Below are 13,540 nucleotides of genomic sequence, written 5' to 3'. Positions count from 1 at the left end.
CCGTTGAGCGGTAGTCAGCGGCTGCAAAACCGTCACCGAGTAGCGCAGTATCACCGGGTAACTACTCGATCACCGTTCTCGTAGCTCCTCCTGCTGGGAGGAATACACGACTATGATCGACGATACGAGCGAGAGCCGTACTACGACTGCCGACACCGAATCGATTGGCGGCGTGTTACGCAGAACAGTTCTGAAAGCCGGCGCAGTCGCAGCGGGCGCGCTCGCCGTAAGCACGCCCGCTACCGCCGACGAGCACAACGATGAGGAGGAGGAAGACGATGACTACGACGAGGAGGCCGACGTGGACGAACCCGAGGGCTTCGACGTGGAGGTGATCGCCGAGCACGCGGCCTTCGCCGACGACGTGGCCGCGACGTTCGAGGTGACCTACGACGACGCCGACGAACCGATCGTCGTCGACCTCGACGACGCCTCGACCGTCATCCTCGCCGAGGCGACGTGGGAGGAGGGAGCGGAGTCCGGGTGGCACCGCCACCCCGGGATGTCCATTGTCCGCATGCTCGAGGGCGAAATCGAGCACATGATGGAAGACGACTGCGTCCCGCGGACGTACTCGGCGAGCGACGCGTGGATCGACCCCGGCCACGTCCACAAGGCGGACAGCGAGGGCGGCGCGCTCGCACACGTCACCTTCCTGGGAATCCCCGACGGAGAGCCGGCGACGGAGTGGGTCGAGCCCGTGGACTGCTGACGACCCGGTCCGGAAATGCGGTCGCTCACGCCGGCGAGCAGGACCGAAGCGCGAGGGGACGGGAACCCGTCTTCCGGCCTTTTTCTGCGAGGTTCGTCTCGATCGCTCTCGAGCGAGCACGATGATTGTACAGCCTGCGAGGGATCCGTGCGGTCGGCGTGTAAACCGTTTCAGTCGGTACTACAGAACTCTCGGAAATCAGCGGTTGCCTCGAGAAGGGACTACTCGAGCGCCTCGGCGACGAGTTCGATCGGCGTCGGCGGCTGCTCGGCGCGTCGAGAGCGGTTCTCGAGTTGGGTGCGACAGGACGCGCCGGGAGCGACGACCCGCCCCCCGTCGCTCTCGTCGACCTGCTCGTACAGAATCTTCGCGATGGCGTCGCTCATCGAGGCGTGTTCTGCCTCGTAGCCGAAGCTGCCGGCCATCCCGCAGCAACCCGAATCGAGCGGATCGACGCGATAACCTGCCCGGCGGAGCACGCCGACGGCGTGGTGGTCTTTCGCCGTCGCCTTCTGGTGGCAGTGGCCGTGATAGGTCAGGTCCGCGTTCGCCCGATCCGCGTCGAACCCCATCCGTTCGTCCAGCCGGAAGACGTCAACGTACTCGCAGACGCCGTACGTGGCGTCCGCCAGCGTCGCTGCGCCCCCGTCCGACAGTAGATCGAGGTAATCGGACTGGAACATGACCGCGTCCGAAGGTTCGATGACGACCACGTCCCACCCCTCCTCGACGAGCGGGGCGAGCGAGCGGACGTTCTCCCGGGCCGTCTCCCTGGCCCGTTCGAGAAAGCCCTTCGAGAACGCCGGCCGGCCCGTGTCGTCGAGGTCGTCCGGGACCGTGACGTGGACGCCCGCGGCCTCGAGCACGCGAACCGCGGCCTTCCCCGCCTCGGGGTGGCTGTAGTTCGTGTACGGGTCGGGGTAGACGACGGCCTTCCGGTCGGCGGCGTCCTCGGGGACACGAGCCCCGCCGCGCCGTTCGAACCAGCTCTGGAACGTTTCCGGATGAAACGTCGGGAGCGGGCGGCTCGAGTCGATTCCGAGCGTCGTCTCGAGCAGCGCTCGGGCGCCCGGCAGCTTCGGGAACGCGTTCGAGAACGGCGCGAGTTTGGAGCCCCACCGCGAGAGCGTCGCGACGTTGGCGAAGAGCCGATCGCGGAGCGTCGCCCCGTTTCGTTCGTGGTACTCGTGGGTTACCTCGGCTTTGAGCTTCGCCATGTCGACCTCGCTCGGACAGTCGATGGCACAGCCCTTGCAGCCGATACAGAGCCCCATCACCTCCTCGACGAACTCGTCGGAGAACGCCTCGCCCGGATCGAGATCGCCGCTCATCGCCTGCCGGAGCGCGTTCGCCCGGCCGCGCGTGCTGGTGATCTCCTCGCGGCTCGCCCGGAAGGTCGGGCACATCACGCCGCCGGTCGTCTCCTGCTCGCCGCGACAGCCGCCACAGCCGTGGCAGAGCTCGGCCATCCCCCGGAACCCGTTGTCGTTCTCCCACTCGAGTGCGGGCTCGAATCCCTCCTCGAACGAGTAGTCGGGATCGAATCGGAGGTGCTCGCGCAGATCCGTCGGCTCCCCCTCGCGGAAGACGACCTGCCCGGGGTTGAGGAGCCAGTTGGGGTCGAACGCGGTCTTGAGATCCTGGAACGTCTCCCAGATCCGATCGCCGTAGAGCTTGTGGTTCCACTGGGTGCGCGCGCGGCCGTCGCCGTGCTCGCCCGAGACGGAGCCGCCGAGTTCGACCACGAGGTCGGTGACGTCGTCGGCGATGCCGTGAAGTTGGTCGAGTCCCACGTCCGTCTTCGTGTTGACGAGCGGTCGGACGTGGAGGACGCCGGGGCCGGCGTGGGCGTAGAAGCTGGCGTAGGTGTCGTGGTCCTCGAGGATCGCCTCGAACTCCTCGACGAACTCCGGCAGCCGCTCCGGTGGGATGCCGGTGTCCTCGATGAAAGAGATGTGCTTCTCGTCGGTCGTCCGCGAGAGCAGGATCGGGAGCCCCGATTTGCGGAGCTTCCAGAGCTGTGTGCGCTCGGCCTTCTCGTAGGCCTCGAGCGCCTCGATCGCGATCGGTTCGGCATCCGTCCGGGGGATATCCGCGGCCGGGTCGCCCTCGGCCGTCGCGCTCGGGCAGCGGTCGGCCAGCAGGCCGGCGACCTGTTCCTTCCCGTGGGCCGCGTCGTCGGCGTAGAACTCGACCAGCAGAACGGCGTTGGTCCCGTCGGGCAGCATCCCGGTGACGGGGCCGAACTCGGCGGTATCCCGCGCCAGGTCGATCAGCACGTCGTCTAACACCTCGACCGCGGCGGGGTCGTGGGCGAGGATCGGCTCGACGTCGGCCATCGCCTCGTGGAGATCCCGGTAACAGAGCAGGGAGACCGCCTTCGTCTCGGGAACGGGCTCGAGCGACACCGTCACCTCGGTGACGATCGCGAGGGTCCCCTCGCTGCCGGCCAGCAGACGCGCGAGGTTGACGGTTCCCGTCTCGCCCGTCTCCTCGCCACCCGGAAGCGTCTCGCCGCGGGCCTCCGCGACGAGCCGATCGAGGTTGTAACCCGAGACGTTCCGCTTGAGGTTCGGATAGGCGTCCTCGACGACGTCCGCCTCCTCCTCGAGGATGCGCCGGACCTCGGCGTAGATCCGCCCCTCGAGGTCGCCGTCGGGGTCGGCGCGCTCGTCGATCTCGTCGAGGGTGACCTCCCCGAACTCGGTGACGGTGCCGTCGGCGAGGACGACCTCGCAGGACTCGACGTAGGCGTCGGTCTTGCCGTACTGCAGCGAGTGGGCGCCGGTCGAGTTGTTGCCGATGGCGCCGCCGATCGCGCTCTTGTCCCCCCAGGCGGGATCCGGCGCGAACTTGAGGTCGTGGGGTGCGAGCGCCTCGTTCAGCGTCCCGAGGATCGTCCCCGGTTGGACGGTCGCGGTTCGACCGTCGGGATCGATCTCGAGGATCTCGTTCGTGTGCCGCGTGAAATCCAGGACGACCGCGCGATTGACGCTCTGGCCGGCGAGACTCGTCCCGCCGCCCCGCGGGAGGACCGGAATCTCGCGCTCGGCGCAGTACTCGACGACGCCCACCACGTCGGCCGTCGACTCGGGGAGGACGACCCCGATCGGCGTCACCTCGTAGGCGCTCGCGTCGGTCGCGTACAGCTGGCGGGAGTAGGAGTCGAATCGAACGTCACAGTCGACGAGGGCCTCGAGGTCGGAGACGAGCGCGGGACGGTCGACGTCGTCGCTGCAGTAGTCGTAGTTCGCCCGGTCGTCGACTGCCGGATCGCCGTGAGACGGAGAGATGTGCGCTGTCATGTGACGTTGAGCCTCGCAGGTGCTGGTTGAAGAGATGTTGCCGGAGCGTATTAAAGACCGGTTCGGCGTCGGGTGGTTTCGGAACGGGTCGTCCGAAATCCGGTGATTCCCGGCGCGCTGACGCGCCGGGGACGCGTTCGATTTCGGGCCGACCGATCCCGAGCGTCCGATTCTCAGGAGATACAACTCGAAAATACGCTTATTATTCATCAGGAACGGTGTAGTGGTAGATGTTCACAGTGAACAAGAGAGGGGTACGGTTACTCGAGCGGTATCGCGGAGGTGGGGGAGCGTGGTGATGGACGTCGTCGCGGCGGCGCTTCCGCTGCTGGTGGTCGCGGTGTTGCTCGTCGGGTTGCTGTGGCCGGCGACGCGAGCGATGCCGATCGCCTGGGTGACTGCCCTCATCGTCGGGTTCGTCTGGTGGAACAACCCGCCGGGGTACCTCGCGGGAGCGTCGATCGTCGGCGTGATGACCGCACTCGAGATCCTGTGGATCGTCTTCGGCGCACTGGTGTTGCTCTATACGCTGATGCAGGCCGGCGCGTTCGACCGGATCAACAGGGGCTTCGCGTCCGTCTCCGACGACCGGCGGGTCCAGATCGTCCTGCTCGCGTTCTTCCTCGCCACGTTCATCGAGGGAGCCGCGGGGTTCGGCACGCCCGCGGCGGTCGTCGCGCCGCTGTTGCTCGCGCTCGGCTTTCCGGCGCTGGCGGCCGTGATCGCGGCGCTGATCGGCCACATCATCGCCGTCACGTACGGCGCGGTCGGGACGCCCATCATCGTCGGCATCCGCGAACCGCTCACCATCTACGAGGACCGGATCGTCTCCGAGGGCGGGATGTCCGTCACCCAGTACTCGAACGAGGTCGCGGCGTGGGCGGCGACCTACCACGCGCTGGTCGGCTTCGTCATGCCGCTGTTCGCCGTCGGGATGGTCGTCTACTTCTTCGGGCCGCGCGAGGAGCGGTCGATCCGGCCGGCGCTCGAGGTCGCGCCGCTGTGCCTGTTCGCCGGGATCGCGTTCGCGGTCCCCTACTGGATCTCGGCGTGGTTCCTCACCGCCGAGTTTCCGTCGCTGATCGGGGCGATGGTCGGCGGCGCGATCACCGTCGCGATGCTCCGCGCCGGCTACTTCCTGCCCGAGGAGACGTGGGACTTCCCGCCGCGCGAGGAGTGGCCCGCCCACTGGGTGGGAACGATCGAACCCGACGCCGAGGAGATCAACGGCGCCGACGGGACCGACAGCTCGTCGATGTCGCTGTTCAAGGCGTGGTCGCCGTACGTTGTCCTCGTCGCGTTGCTCGTGCTCACTCGCGTCTGGGAACCGATCGCCGCGTTCATCACCGACGCGGATATCGGCGTGGACGTCGCCACTCCCGTCGGCGAGTTCACGGTCGGCATCGTCCTCGCGTGGAGCGACATCCTCGGACAGGGGCTGGGGGCCGAGATCGCCTGGGTCAACGTTCCCGGTTTCTGGTTGGTCCTGAGCGCGCTCGTCGCGATTCCGCTGTTCGGGATGAACGCCACGCAGATCAAAGCCGCCTGGCTCGAGGCCGGCGAAAAGCTCGTCTCGCCGTTCATCGCGCTCGTGTTCGTCATCGCGATGGTACAGGTGATGCTCCTCTCGGGCGGCGCCCCCGGCGCGGCGTTCGACCAGAGTATGATCGAACTGCTCGCGATCACCACCGCGAACGTCGTCGGGCCGGTGTACCCGTTCATCGCGGCGCTCATCGGCGGCCTCGGGGCGGCGATGGCCGGTTCGAACACCGTCTCGAACATCACGTTCGGCGGCTTCCAGTTCACCGCCGCCCACGAACTCGGTCTCTCGAGCCAGATCATGGTCGGCACGCAGGCCGTCGGCGGCGCGGTCGGCAACCTCGTGGCGATCCACAACGTCGTCGCGGCGCTGGCGACGGTCGGCCTCGTCGGCCAGGAAGGGAGAGTCATCCGGCTGAATTTGATCCCGCTGCTCTACTACGCGGTGTTGGTCGGGCTGCTGGCACTGTTGTTCGTCTACGTCATGCCCGACGTGCTGCCGGCGGTGTTCGACGTCTACTGACGGAACGAGCGCGGCGCTCGAGTCGGGTCGATCGACCCGACTCGAGGCCGTCACACGAGACGAGTGGAGACGAAACACCCTACTGTGCGCTCCGGCAACACACCACTAATGGAAAGCGACGCAATCGGGACGTTCGAATCGGCCCTCCGGGGGGTCGACGTCAGGCTGGAGCGAACGATCGCGGCCGAGGCTCGGGACGCAGTAGCGGACATCCTCGAGCCCCCGGCCGTCGGCACTCCCCTTCCGTTCGACGGCGTCTCGCTGCCCGAGGGGGTCGAGACGGAGCCGACGCCGAACGAACTCGAGGCCGCGACGACGGGGATCACGGCCGTCGAGTTCGCCGTCGCGGACTACGGCTCCGTCGCGATCAGGTCCTCGCCAACTGGCGAGGAGCCGAGCAGCCTCTACGCAGATGTCCACGTCGCGATCGTCGCCGCGAGCGACGTGCTTCCCGACATGGAAGCGGCGTTCGAGCGACTCGGAACCGACACCAGAGGCGGTGGTGCCGACACCGTACTCGCGACGGGACCGAGCGCGACGGCCGACATGGGGGCGCTCGTCACGGGCGCACACGGGCCGAAGGCGGTTCGCGCGGTGGTGATCGAGGACCGATGAGCTCCGATTCGCGCGAGGCGAAAGCGAGCCGCATTCACCACCTGCTGCGGACCGAGGGCGACGCCGTCGAGCGAAACACGCAGACGTTCAACCGGGGGCGGTACGACGCCATCGGCGACCTCGAGGCCGCCGAGGCGTACCGGAATCGGGCCCGCGAGATCAAGGAGGACGCCATCGAGAATCTGCCCGAACTGATCGACGAGGTCACCGCGTCCGTCGAGGCAAACGGCGGGACGGTCTACCTCGCCGACGACGCCGCGGACGCGAACCGCTACGTCCGAGAGGTCGTCGCCGACGCCGAGGCCGAGACGGTGGTCAAGTCGAAGTCGATGACCACCGAAGAGCTCGAGGTCAACGACGCGCTCGAGCGCGACGATATCGACGTCTGGGAGACCGACCTCGGAGAGTTCGTCCTCCAGGTTGCCGACGAAGCACCATCGCACATCGTCGCGCCGGCGATCCACAAGTCCCGCGAGGGTATCGCCGAGCTGTTTCGCGAGCGGTTCGATCCGGACACCCCGCTCGAGACCGCCGAGGACCTCACGGTGTTCGCCCGCGAGTTCCTCGGCGAGCGCATCCGCGAGGCAGACGTCGGGATGACCGGTGCGAACTTCGTCACCGCGGACTCGGGATCGATCGCGCTCGTCACCAGCGAGGGCAACGCCCGGAAGACGGTGACTGCGACGGACACCCAGATCGCCGTCGCCGGGGTCGAGAAAATTATCCCGACGGTCGAGGACCTCCACCCGTTCGTCGAACTCATCGGCAAATCGGGAACGGGCCAGGACATCACCTCCTACGTCTCCGTGCTGACGCCGCCGGTCGACGCGCCGTCGCTCGACCGGGATCCCGACGCACCGCTCTCCTCGGCGACCGCGGACGACCGCGATTTCCACCTCGTGCTCGTCGACAACGGCCGCATGGACATGCGCGAGGACGATCAGCTCCGGGAGACGCTGTACTGCATCCGCTGTTCGGCCTGTGCGAACTCGTGTGCCAACTTCCAGTCCGTCGGCGGCCACGCCTTCGGCGGGGAAACCTACTCCGGCGGCATCGCGACGGGCTGGGAGACCGGCGTCCACGGCTCCGACAGCGCCGCCGAGTTCAACGACCTTTGTACGGGCTGCTCGCGCTGCGTCAACGCCTGCCCGGTCAAGATCGACATCCCCTGGATCAACACCGTGGTCCGCGACCGGCTCAACCGCGAGGGCGACGATAGTCAGTTCGAGTTCGTCTACGACGAACTGGTTCCCGACGAGGAGCCGAGCGGGATCGATCCCCAGAAGCGGCTGTTCGGCAACTACGAGACGCTCGCGAAACTGGGCAGCGCGACCGCGCCGGTATCGAACTGGGTTGCCGACCTGGGTCCGGTCAGGACACTCCTCGATCGAACCCTCGGCGTCGACGAGCGGCGGTCGCTCCCCGAGTTCGAACGTGAGACGCTGCGGGGCTGGCATAGCGCGCGGGGACCGGGCGTCTCGCAAGCGGACGCCAGCCGCGAGGCCGTCCTCTATCCCGACACCTACACCAATTACGTCGACGTCGACCGCGGAAAAGCCGCGGTCCGGGTGCTCGAGGCGCTGGACGTCCACGTCCGGATTCCCCCAGTGGGCGAGAGCGGACGCGCCCCCCTCTCGCAGGGGATGATCGACACCGCCGACGAGCGGGCGAGCCGGGTGTACGCGGCGCTCGCCGAACACCTCGACGCCGGCCGAGACGTCGTCGTTATCGAACCTTCCGACCTGGCGATGTTCCACCGCGAGTACGAAAAACTGCTCCCGGAGCGGTCGTTCGAGCGGCTTCGAGAGGGGAGCTACGAGATCCTCGAGTACGTCTACGGCCGTCTCGAGAACGGCGCCGACTCCTCGGCGCTCCGCGCGCCCGAGCGACCGGTCGCCTACCACGCTCACTGCCAGCAGCGGACGCTCGGCCTCGAGCGCTACACGACGGCGGTGCTCGACCGCCTCGGCGCCGACGTCCTCGAGAGCGACGTCGAGTGCTGCGGGATGGCCGGCAGCTTCGGCTACAAGTCGGAGTACTACGAACTCAGTATGGACGTCGGCGACCGCCTCCGCGACCAGTTTACGACGCCGACGGCGCGAGACAGACTGGTCGTCGCCAGCGGAACCTCCTGCGAGGAGCAACTGGGTGCGCTGCTCGAGCGCGACGCGACGCACCCGGTCGAGGTGCTCGATCCGGCACGTCGCGGTCGGAACGGTCAGCGGTAAATTGACAAATTTGAAGAATCACTCGCAGATGATACATCGCGTATCCGTCAGGGAGAAGCACGAAGCCGGGCAAACAGCAGATTGCCCCTCTCGCCCGTTCGAAGGGATCTCAGGGCTGTTTCGAGACAGAGCCGATTTCGACGGGTTCGACGGGTCATTCGATCTCTCATCGCTCGGTAGCCAGTTAAATTGCTCGAGCGGGCGATTTCTCCGGCGGTAACAGCTTCCGGGACACCCGACAGACGAAACTGGACATACCTGTTTGATATTCGAAAGGGCGGAGAAAAGGACAGTTTGTTGAGTTACGCTCTCGTCGAACGGTCTGTCGGTTCAGCAGAGCCGCCTCACTTCCCCTCGAACTTCGGCTCCCGTCCTTCGAGGAACGCGCCGATCCCCTCGTCCTTGTCCTCGGTGGCGAAGAGCTGGACGAACAGTTCGGACTCGTACTCGAGGCCCTCCTCGAGTCCCATTCGAGAGCCCGCCTTGACCGCCTTCTTGCCGAACTCGAGGGCGATGGGACTCTTCTCGGCCATCGATTCCGCGAGGCCGTAGACGCCCTCGTCGAGGTCCTCGGCGTCGTAGACGTCGTCCACGAGGCCGATCGCCTTCGCCTCCGCGGCGTCGATCAGTTCGCCCGACAGGACGAGGCGCATCGCCTGGCCCTCGCCGACGAGGCGGGTGAGACGCTGCGTGCCGCCGCCGCCGGGGATGAGTCCGAGGTTGATCTCGGGCTGGCCGAGCTTCGCGCCCGACTCGGCGATCCGGACGTCGCAGGCCTGCGCGAGTTCGCAGCCGCCGCCGAGCGCGTGACCGTTGACCCGGGCGATGACCGGAATCGAGGCGTCGTCGACGGTCTCGTAGACGCGGGGTCGCTGGCTGGCCTCGCGCTGTTCGACGAGACCGCGATCCTGGAACTCGGTGACGTCCGCGCCGGCGACGAACGCACCCGAGCCCTCCCCGCCCGTGAGGACGAGCACGCGGACGTCGTCGTCCGCCTCCGCGGCGGCGACCGCGTCCTTCAGCTCGGTTCGGACCTGCCCGTTGAGCGCGTTGCGGGCGTCCGGGCGCTCGATGGCGACCGTCGCGACGCGGTCGGCGTGCTCGCCGACCTCGACCGAGAGCACCTCGTACTCGTCGGTTAGCTCACTCATCCGCGTCACCCCACTCGCCGCTCATCCCGGCGCGTTCGCCGTCCTCCCAGACGTAGAACCCCTCGCCGGACTTCTTGCCGAGTTTGCCCGCCCGAACCTTTCGGCGCAGCGCCTGCGGCGGCTTGAACCGCTCGCCGAGCTCCTCGCGGAGGTGTTCGGCGATGTGCAGGCGAACGTCGAGACCGACGTGGTCGCCGAGTTCGATCGGGCCCATCGGGTAGCCGTAGCCGAGTTTCATCGCCTCGTCGATGTCCGCCGGGCTCGCGACGCCCTCCTCGACCATCCGGATCGCCTCGAGCCCCGTCACGAGACCGAGCCGCGAGGTGGCGAAGCCGGCGCTGTCGCGGACGACGACGTCCTCCTTCTCGATCTCGCGGACGTAGTCGACGGCGAATGCTTCGGTACGGTCGTCGGTCTGTTCGGCGATCACGATCTCGACCAGATCCATCAGGTGCGGCGGGTTGAAAAAGTGGAGCCCGATCGCGCGTTCGGGGTGCTCGAGCGCGCTGGCCATCTCCGTCACGGAGAGCGAGGAGGTGTTCGAGGCGATGACCGTCTCCTCGCTCGCGGCATCCTCGACGTCGGAGAAGACGTCCCGTTTCAGGTTCATGTCCTCGGGGACCGCCTCGACCACGAGGTCGGCGTCGCCGACGGCGTCCGTGAGGTCGGTCGTCCCCTCGATCCGCGCGATCGTCTCCTCCATCTCCGTCTCCGTGAGTTTGTCCCGGTCGACGCCCCCCTGGAGGTTCTCGCGGATTCCCTCGAGACCGCTCTCGACGAACTCCGATTCGACGTCCCGCAGGACGACGTCGTGGCCCGCCATCGCGGACACCTGGGCGATTCCGTGCCCCATGCTGCCGGCACCGAGAACTGCGATTTGCATGTGCTAATGCAGCCGATTGATCATCAAAAACGTTCTCCTTCGCGCGGTGGGATCCCCGAGAGCGCAGCACCTATATCGACGGAGTGAGACCGGATCCCAATGTCCGATCAGCAGCCAGTCGTGGTCCAGGCAGTGCGAACTCCGCAGGGGAAACGGGGCGGCGTCTTCGCCGAGACGGGAAGCGAGGGGCTCTCGGTCCCGCTCGTCGATACGATGCTCGAGCGGACGGGACTCTCCGGCGCCGATATCGACGACATCCGCTGGGGCTGTGCCAAGCAGGTGAACGAACAGAGCAACAACCTCGCCCGCGTGATCGCGCTCTGCTCGGAACTGGGCGAGAGCGTGCCGGGAACCACGATCGATCGCCTCTGCGCGTCCTCGACCGAGGCGATCACGAGCGCGAGCGACGCCGTTCGGGCCGGCCAGCGCGAGGTCGTTATCGCGGGCGGCGTCGAGAACATGAGCCGAAACGAGCGCCGGAAGGGGATCGGCTCCTACGACGGCATCGCCGAACAGTACGACGTCGCCGGCCTCCGGATGGGTCAGACGGCCGAAACGGTCGCCCGAGAGTACGACATCCCTCGCGAGCGCCAGGACGAGTACGGCGCTCGCAGCCAGCAGCGTGCGGTCGAGGCGACCGACGCGGGCAGATTCGACGACGAGATCGTCCCCATCGAGACGGACGAACGGGTCGTCGAGGAAGACGAGGGCCTGCGTCCCGGTACCACGACGGAGAAAATATCGGGCCTCCCGCCGGCGTTCGAGGAGGACGGCACCGTCACCGCCGCCAACGCCTCCCAGGTCTCCGACGGGGCCGCAGGAGTCCTGATCACGAGCAGGGCATTCGCCGAGGAGCGCGGCCTCGAGATCATGGCGAAAATCGAGGATCACAACGTCGCCGGCGTCGATCCCGAACTGATGGGGATCGGCCCGGTTCCGGCAGTCCGGGGCATCTGGGAGCGAAACGGCCGCTCGGCCGACGACTACGATCTCGTCGAACTCAACGAGGCGTTCGCCAGCCAAACGCTGTACTGCAGGGACGAACTCGGTTTCGACGACGAGATTTTCAACGTCAACGGCGGCGCCATCGCCCTTGGACATCCGCTCGGGGCGTCGGGCGCTCGGTTGCCCGTAACGCTCGTCCACGAACTGCGGCGACGCGGCGGCGGTCTCGGCCTGTCGACGATGTGCGTCGGCTACGGACAGGGCGCCGCGGTCGAGTTCCGCGTTCCGGACGGGAGGTAGCGGAGAGAAGAGCGCCTACAGCAACTGGTCGGCGATGATGTTCTTCTGAATCTCGCTCGTTCCCTCGTAGATCTTCGTGATGCGGGCGTCGCGGTAGTAGCGTTCGGCCGGGTAGTCCGTGACGTAGCCCGAACCGCCGTGGACCTGAACCCCTTCGTCGGCGACTTCGACCGAGATTTCGCTGGCGAACAGCTTCGCCATGCTCGAGAACTGCGCGGCGACGTCCTGGTTGTTCCGCTCGACCTGGGTCGCGGCGCGGTAGGTCAGCGATCGAGCGGCCTCGACTTTCGTCGCCATCTCGGCGAGTTTGTGCTCGATAGCCTGGAATTCCTTGATCTTCTGGCCGAACTGCTCACGCTGATTGGCGTAGTCGAGCGCCGCGTCGAGGGCACCCTGGGCGGCGCCGACGGCCTGGGCGGCGACGCTGGTGCGGCCGGAGGCGAAGAACTCCATCAGCTGGTAGAATCCCTGATCGACCTCGCCGATGACGTTCTCCTCGGGCACGCGGACGTCGTCGACGATGACCTCGGCGAGGTCGGAGGCGCGGATGCCGAGCTTGTTGTCGATCTTCTCGGTCCGGACGCCGTCGGCGTCCATCTCGACGAGGAACGCGGTGATCCCGCGGTGGCCCTCGTCGGGGCTGGTCTTGGCCATCAGGACGCCGACGTCGGCGACGGTCCCGTTCGTGATCCACATCTTGTTCCCGTTGAGCACGTAGCCGTCGCCGTCCTTCTCAGCGGCTGCACCGCTTCGTTCCGAGGCGCCCTGCGCCTCGCGCTCCGCCACGGTCTCGATGCCGGCGACGTTCGAGCCGTGTGCGGGTTCGGAGATCATCGAACAGGAGGCGGTCTCGCCGTTGGCGATCTTCGGGAGCCACTCCTCTTTCATCCACTCGTCGCCGAACTCGAGGATCATGTTCGTCCCGAAGCCGGCGCTGCCGACGGCCGAGCCGATCCCGGGATCGGCCCGCCACAGCTCTTCGGTGACGATCGTCGAGGAGATCTTGTCCATCCCGGCACCGTCGTACTCCAGGGGAATCCCCGGCGCGACGAAGTCGTACTGCGCCGCCTCCCTGCGGATCTCTTCGGGATACGTTCCCTCCCGGTCGTACTCTTCGGCCACCGGTTTCATCTCGTTTTCGCCGAACTCGCGAACGGCCTCGCGGATTGCGCGGTGCTCGTCGGACAGAGCGAATGCCATACCGTACCATCGGAATACTCGTACAAAATAGCTTCGGTTGTGTCTAACAGTGTAAGTATATTATCGTATATAGTGAACAATGTAAATACAGTCGCCGCTCTCGGACGGAAGCGCGAATCCGACTGTCGGCGAACGACGG

The 13,540-nt window shown here is 66.9% G+C and carries 9 protein-coding genes; 5 read left to right on the top strand and 4 right to left on the bottom strand.

The window, feature by feature from the left end; all coding sequences use genetic code 11:
* Nucleotides 1-112 precede the first annotated feature (112 nt).
* Nucleotides 113-712: a cupin domain-containing protein gene (locus tag NED97_RS02180; RefSeq protein WP_252489091.1), complete on the top strand. Its 600-nt coding sequence runs from the start codon at nt 113-115 to the stop codon at nt 710-712.
* Between the two features lie 221 nt (nt 713-933).
* Here the strand turns inward: NED97_RS02180 and NED97_RS02175 are convergent, their stop codons facing one another.
* On the bottom strand, nt 934-4,017 hold the full coding sequence (locus NED97_RS02175) for an FAD-binding and (Fe-S)-binding domain-containing protein (protein WP_252489090.1): 3,084 nt from the start codon (nt 4,015-4,017) through the stop codon (nt 934-936).
* Nucleotides 4,018-4,315: 298 nt separating this feature from the next.
* On the opposite strand from NED97_RS02175, the gene NED97_RS02170 reads away from it, so the two are divergent.
* The 3 genes from NED97_RS02170 to NED97_RS02160 all read left to right on the top strand — a co-directional run bounded on the left by NED97_RS02170 (nt 4,316) and on the right by NED97_RS02160 (nt 8,922).
* Nucleotides 4,316-6,079: an L-lactate permease gene (locus NED97_RS02170; protein WP_252490563.1), complete on the top strand. Its 1,764-nt coding sequence runs from the start codon at nt 4,316-4,318 to the stop codon at nt 6,077-6,079.
* 108 nt (nt 6,080-6,187) lie between these two features.
* Entirely contained in the window at nt 6,188-6,694 is a 507-nt protein-coding gene (locus tag NED97_RS02165) for an LUD domain-containing protein (protein WP_252489089.1), read from the top strand.
* Nucleotides 6,691-8,922: an LUD domain-containing protein gene (locus tag NED97_RS02160; RefSeq protein ID WP_252489088.1), complete on the top strand. Its 2,232-nt coding sequence runs from the start codon at nt 6,691-6,693 to the stop codon at nt 8,920-8,922. Before NED97_RS02165 ends, NED97_RS02160 begins: the two co-directional genes overlap by 4 nt.
* 344 nt (nt 8,923-9,266) lie before the next feature.
* Here the strand turns inward: NED97_RS02160 and NED97_RS02155 are convergent, their stop codons facing one another.
* Together NED97_RS02155 and NED97_RS02150 are read right to left on the bottom strand one after the other, a co-directional pair.
* Nucleotides 9,267-10,073 (bottom strand): enoyl-CoA hydratase/isomerase family protein, encoded by an 807-nt coding sequence (locus tag NED97_RS02155; protein WP_252489087.1) that lies wholly within the window; start codon nt 10,071-10,073, stop codon nt 9,267-9,269.
* Complete coding sequence (locus NED97_RS02150) at nt 10,066-10,956, bottom strand: 3-hydroxyacyl-CoA dehydrogenase family protein (protein WP_252489086.1); 891 nt, start codon at nt 10,954-10,956, stop codon at nt 10,066-10,068. The genes NED97_RS02155 and NED97_RS02150 overlap by 8 nt, the downstream gene beginning before the upstream one ends.
* Nucleotides 10,957-11,055: 99 nt before the next feature.
* On the opposite strand from NED97_RS02150, the gene NED97_RS02145 reads away from it, so the two are divergent.
* Nucleotides 11,056-12,201: a thiolase family protein gene (locus NED97_RS02145; protein WP_252489085.1), complete on the top strand. Its 1,146-nt coding sequence runs from the start codon at nt 11,056-11,058 to the stop codon at nt 12,199-12,201.
* 15 nt (nt 12,202-12,216) lie between these two features.
* Here NED97_RS02145 and NED97_RS02140 read toward each other — a convergent pair whose 3' ends face one another.
* A complete protein-coding gene (locus NED97_RS02140) occupies nt 12,217-13,401 on the bottom strand; it encodes an acyl-CoA dehydrogenase family protein (protein WP_252489084.1) in 1,185 nt (394 codons plus the stop codon).
* Nucleotides 13,402-13,540 lie beyond the last annotated feature (139 nt).

The sequence above is a fragment of the Natronococcus sp. CG52 genome (assembly GCF_023913515.1).
Classification (GTDB): domain Archaea; phylum Halobacteriota; class Halobacteria; order Halobacteriales; family Natrialbaceae; genus Natronococcus; species Natronococcus zhouii.
This window is presented reverse-complemented; position numbering and strand designations above follow the sequence as displayed.

Coding starts and splice junctions, on each gene's coding strand:
- NED97_RS02160 (WP_252489088.1), top strand. CDS start 6,691: ATGAGCTCCGATTCGCGCGAGGCGAAAGCGAGCCGCATTCACCACCTG.
- NED97_RS02165 (WP_252489089.1), top strand. CDS start 6,188: ATGGAAAGCGACGCAATCGGGACGTTCGAATCGGCCCTCCGGGGGGTC.
- NED97_RS02145 (WP_252489085.1), top strand. CDS start 11,056: ATGTCCGATCAGCAGCCAGTCGTGGTCCAGGCAGTGCGAACTCCGCAG.
- NED97_RS02155 (WP_252489087.1), bottom strand. CDS start 10,073: ATGAGTGAGCTAACCGACGAGTACGAGGTGCTCTCGGTCGAGGTCGGC.
- NED97_RS02140 (WP_252489084.1), bottom strand. CDS start 13,401: ATGGCATTCGCTCTGTCCGACGAGCACCGCGCAATCCGCGAGGCCGTT.
- NED97_RS02175 (WP_252489090.1), bottom strand. CDS start 4,017: ATGACAGCGCACATCTCTCCGTCTCACGGCGATCCGGCAGTCGACGAC.
- NED97_RS02150 (WP_252489086.1), bottom strand. CDS start 10,956: ATGCAAATCGCAGTTCTCGGTGCCGGCAGCATGGGGCACGGAATCGCC.
- NED97_RS02170 (WP_252490563.1), top strand. CDS start 4,316: ATGGACGTCGTCGCGGCGGCGCTTCCGCTGCTGGTGGTCGCGGTGTTG.
- NED97_RS02180 (WP_252489091.1), top strand. CDS start 113: ATGATCGACGATACGAGCGAGAGCCGTACTACGACTGCCGACACCGAA.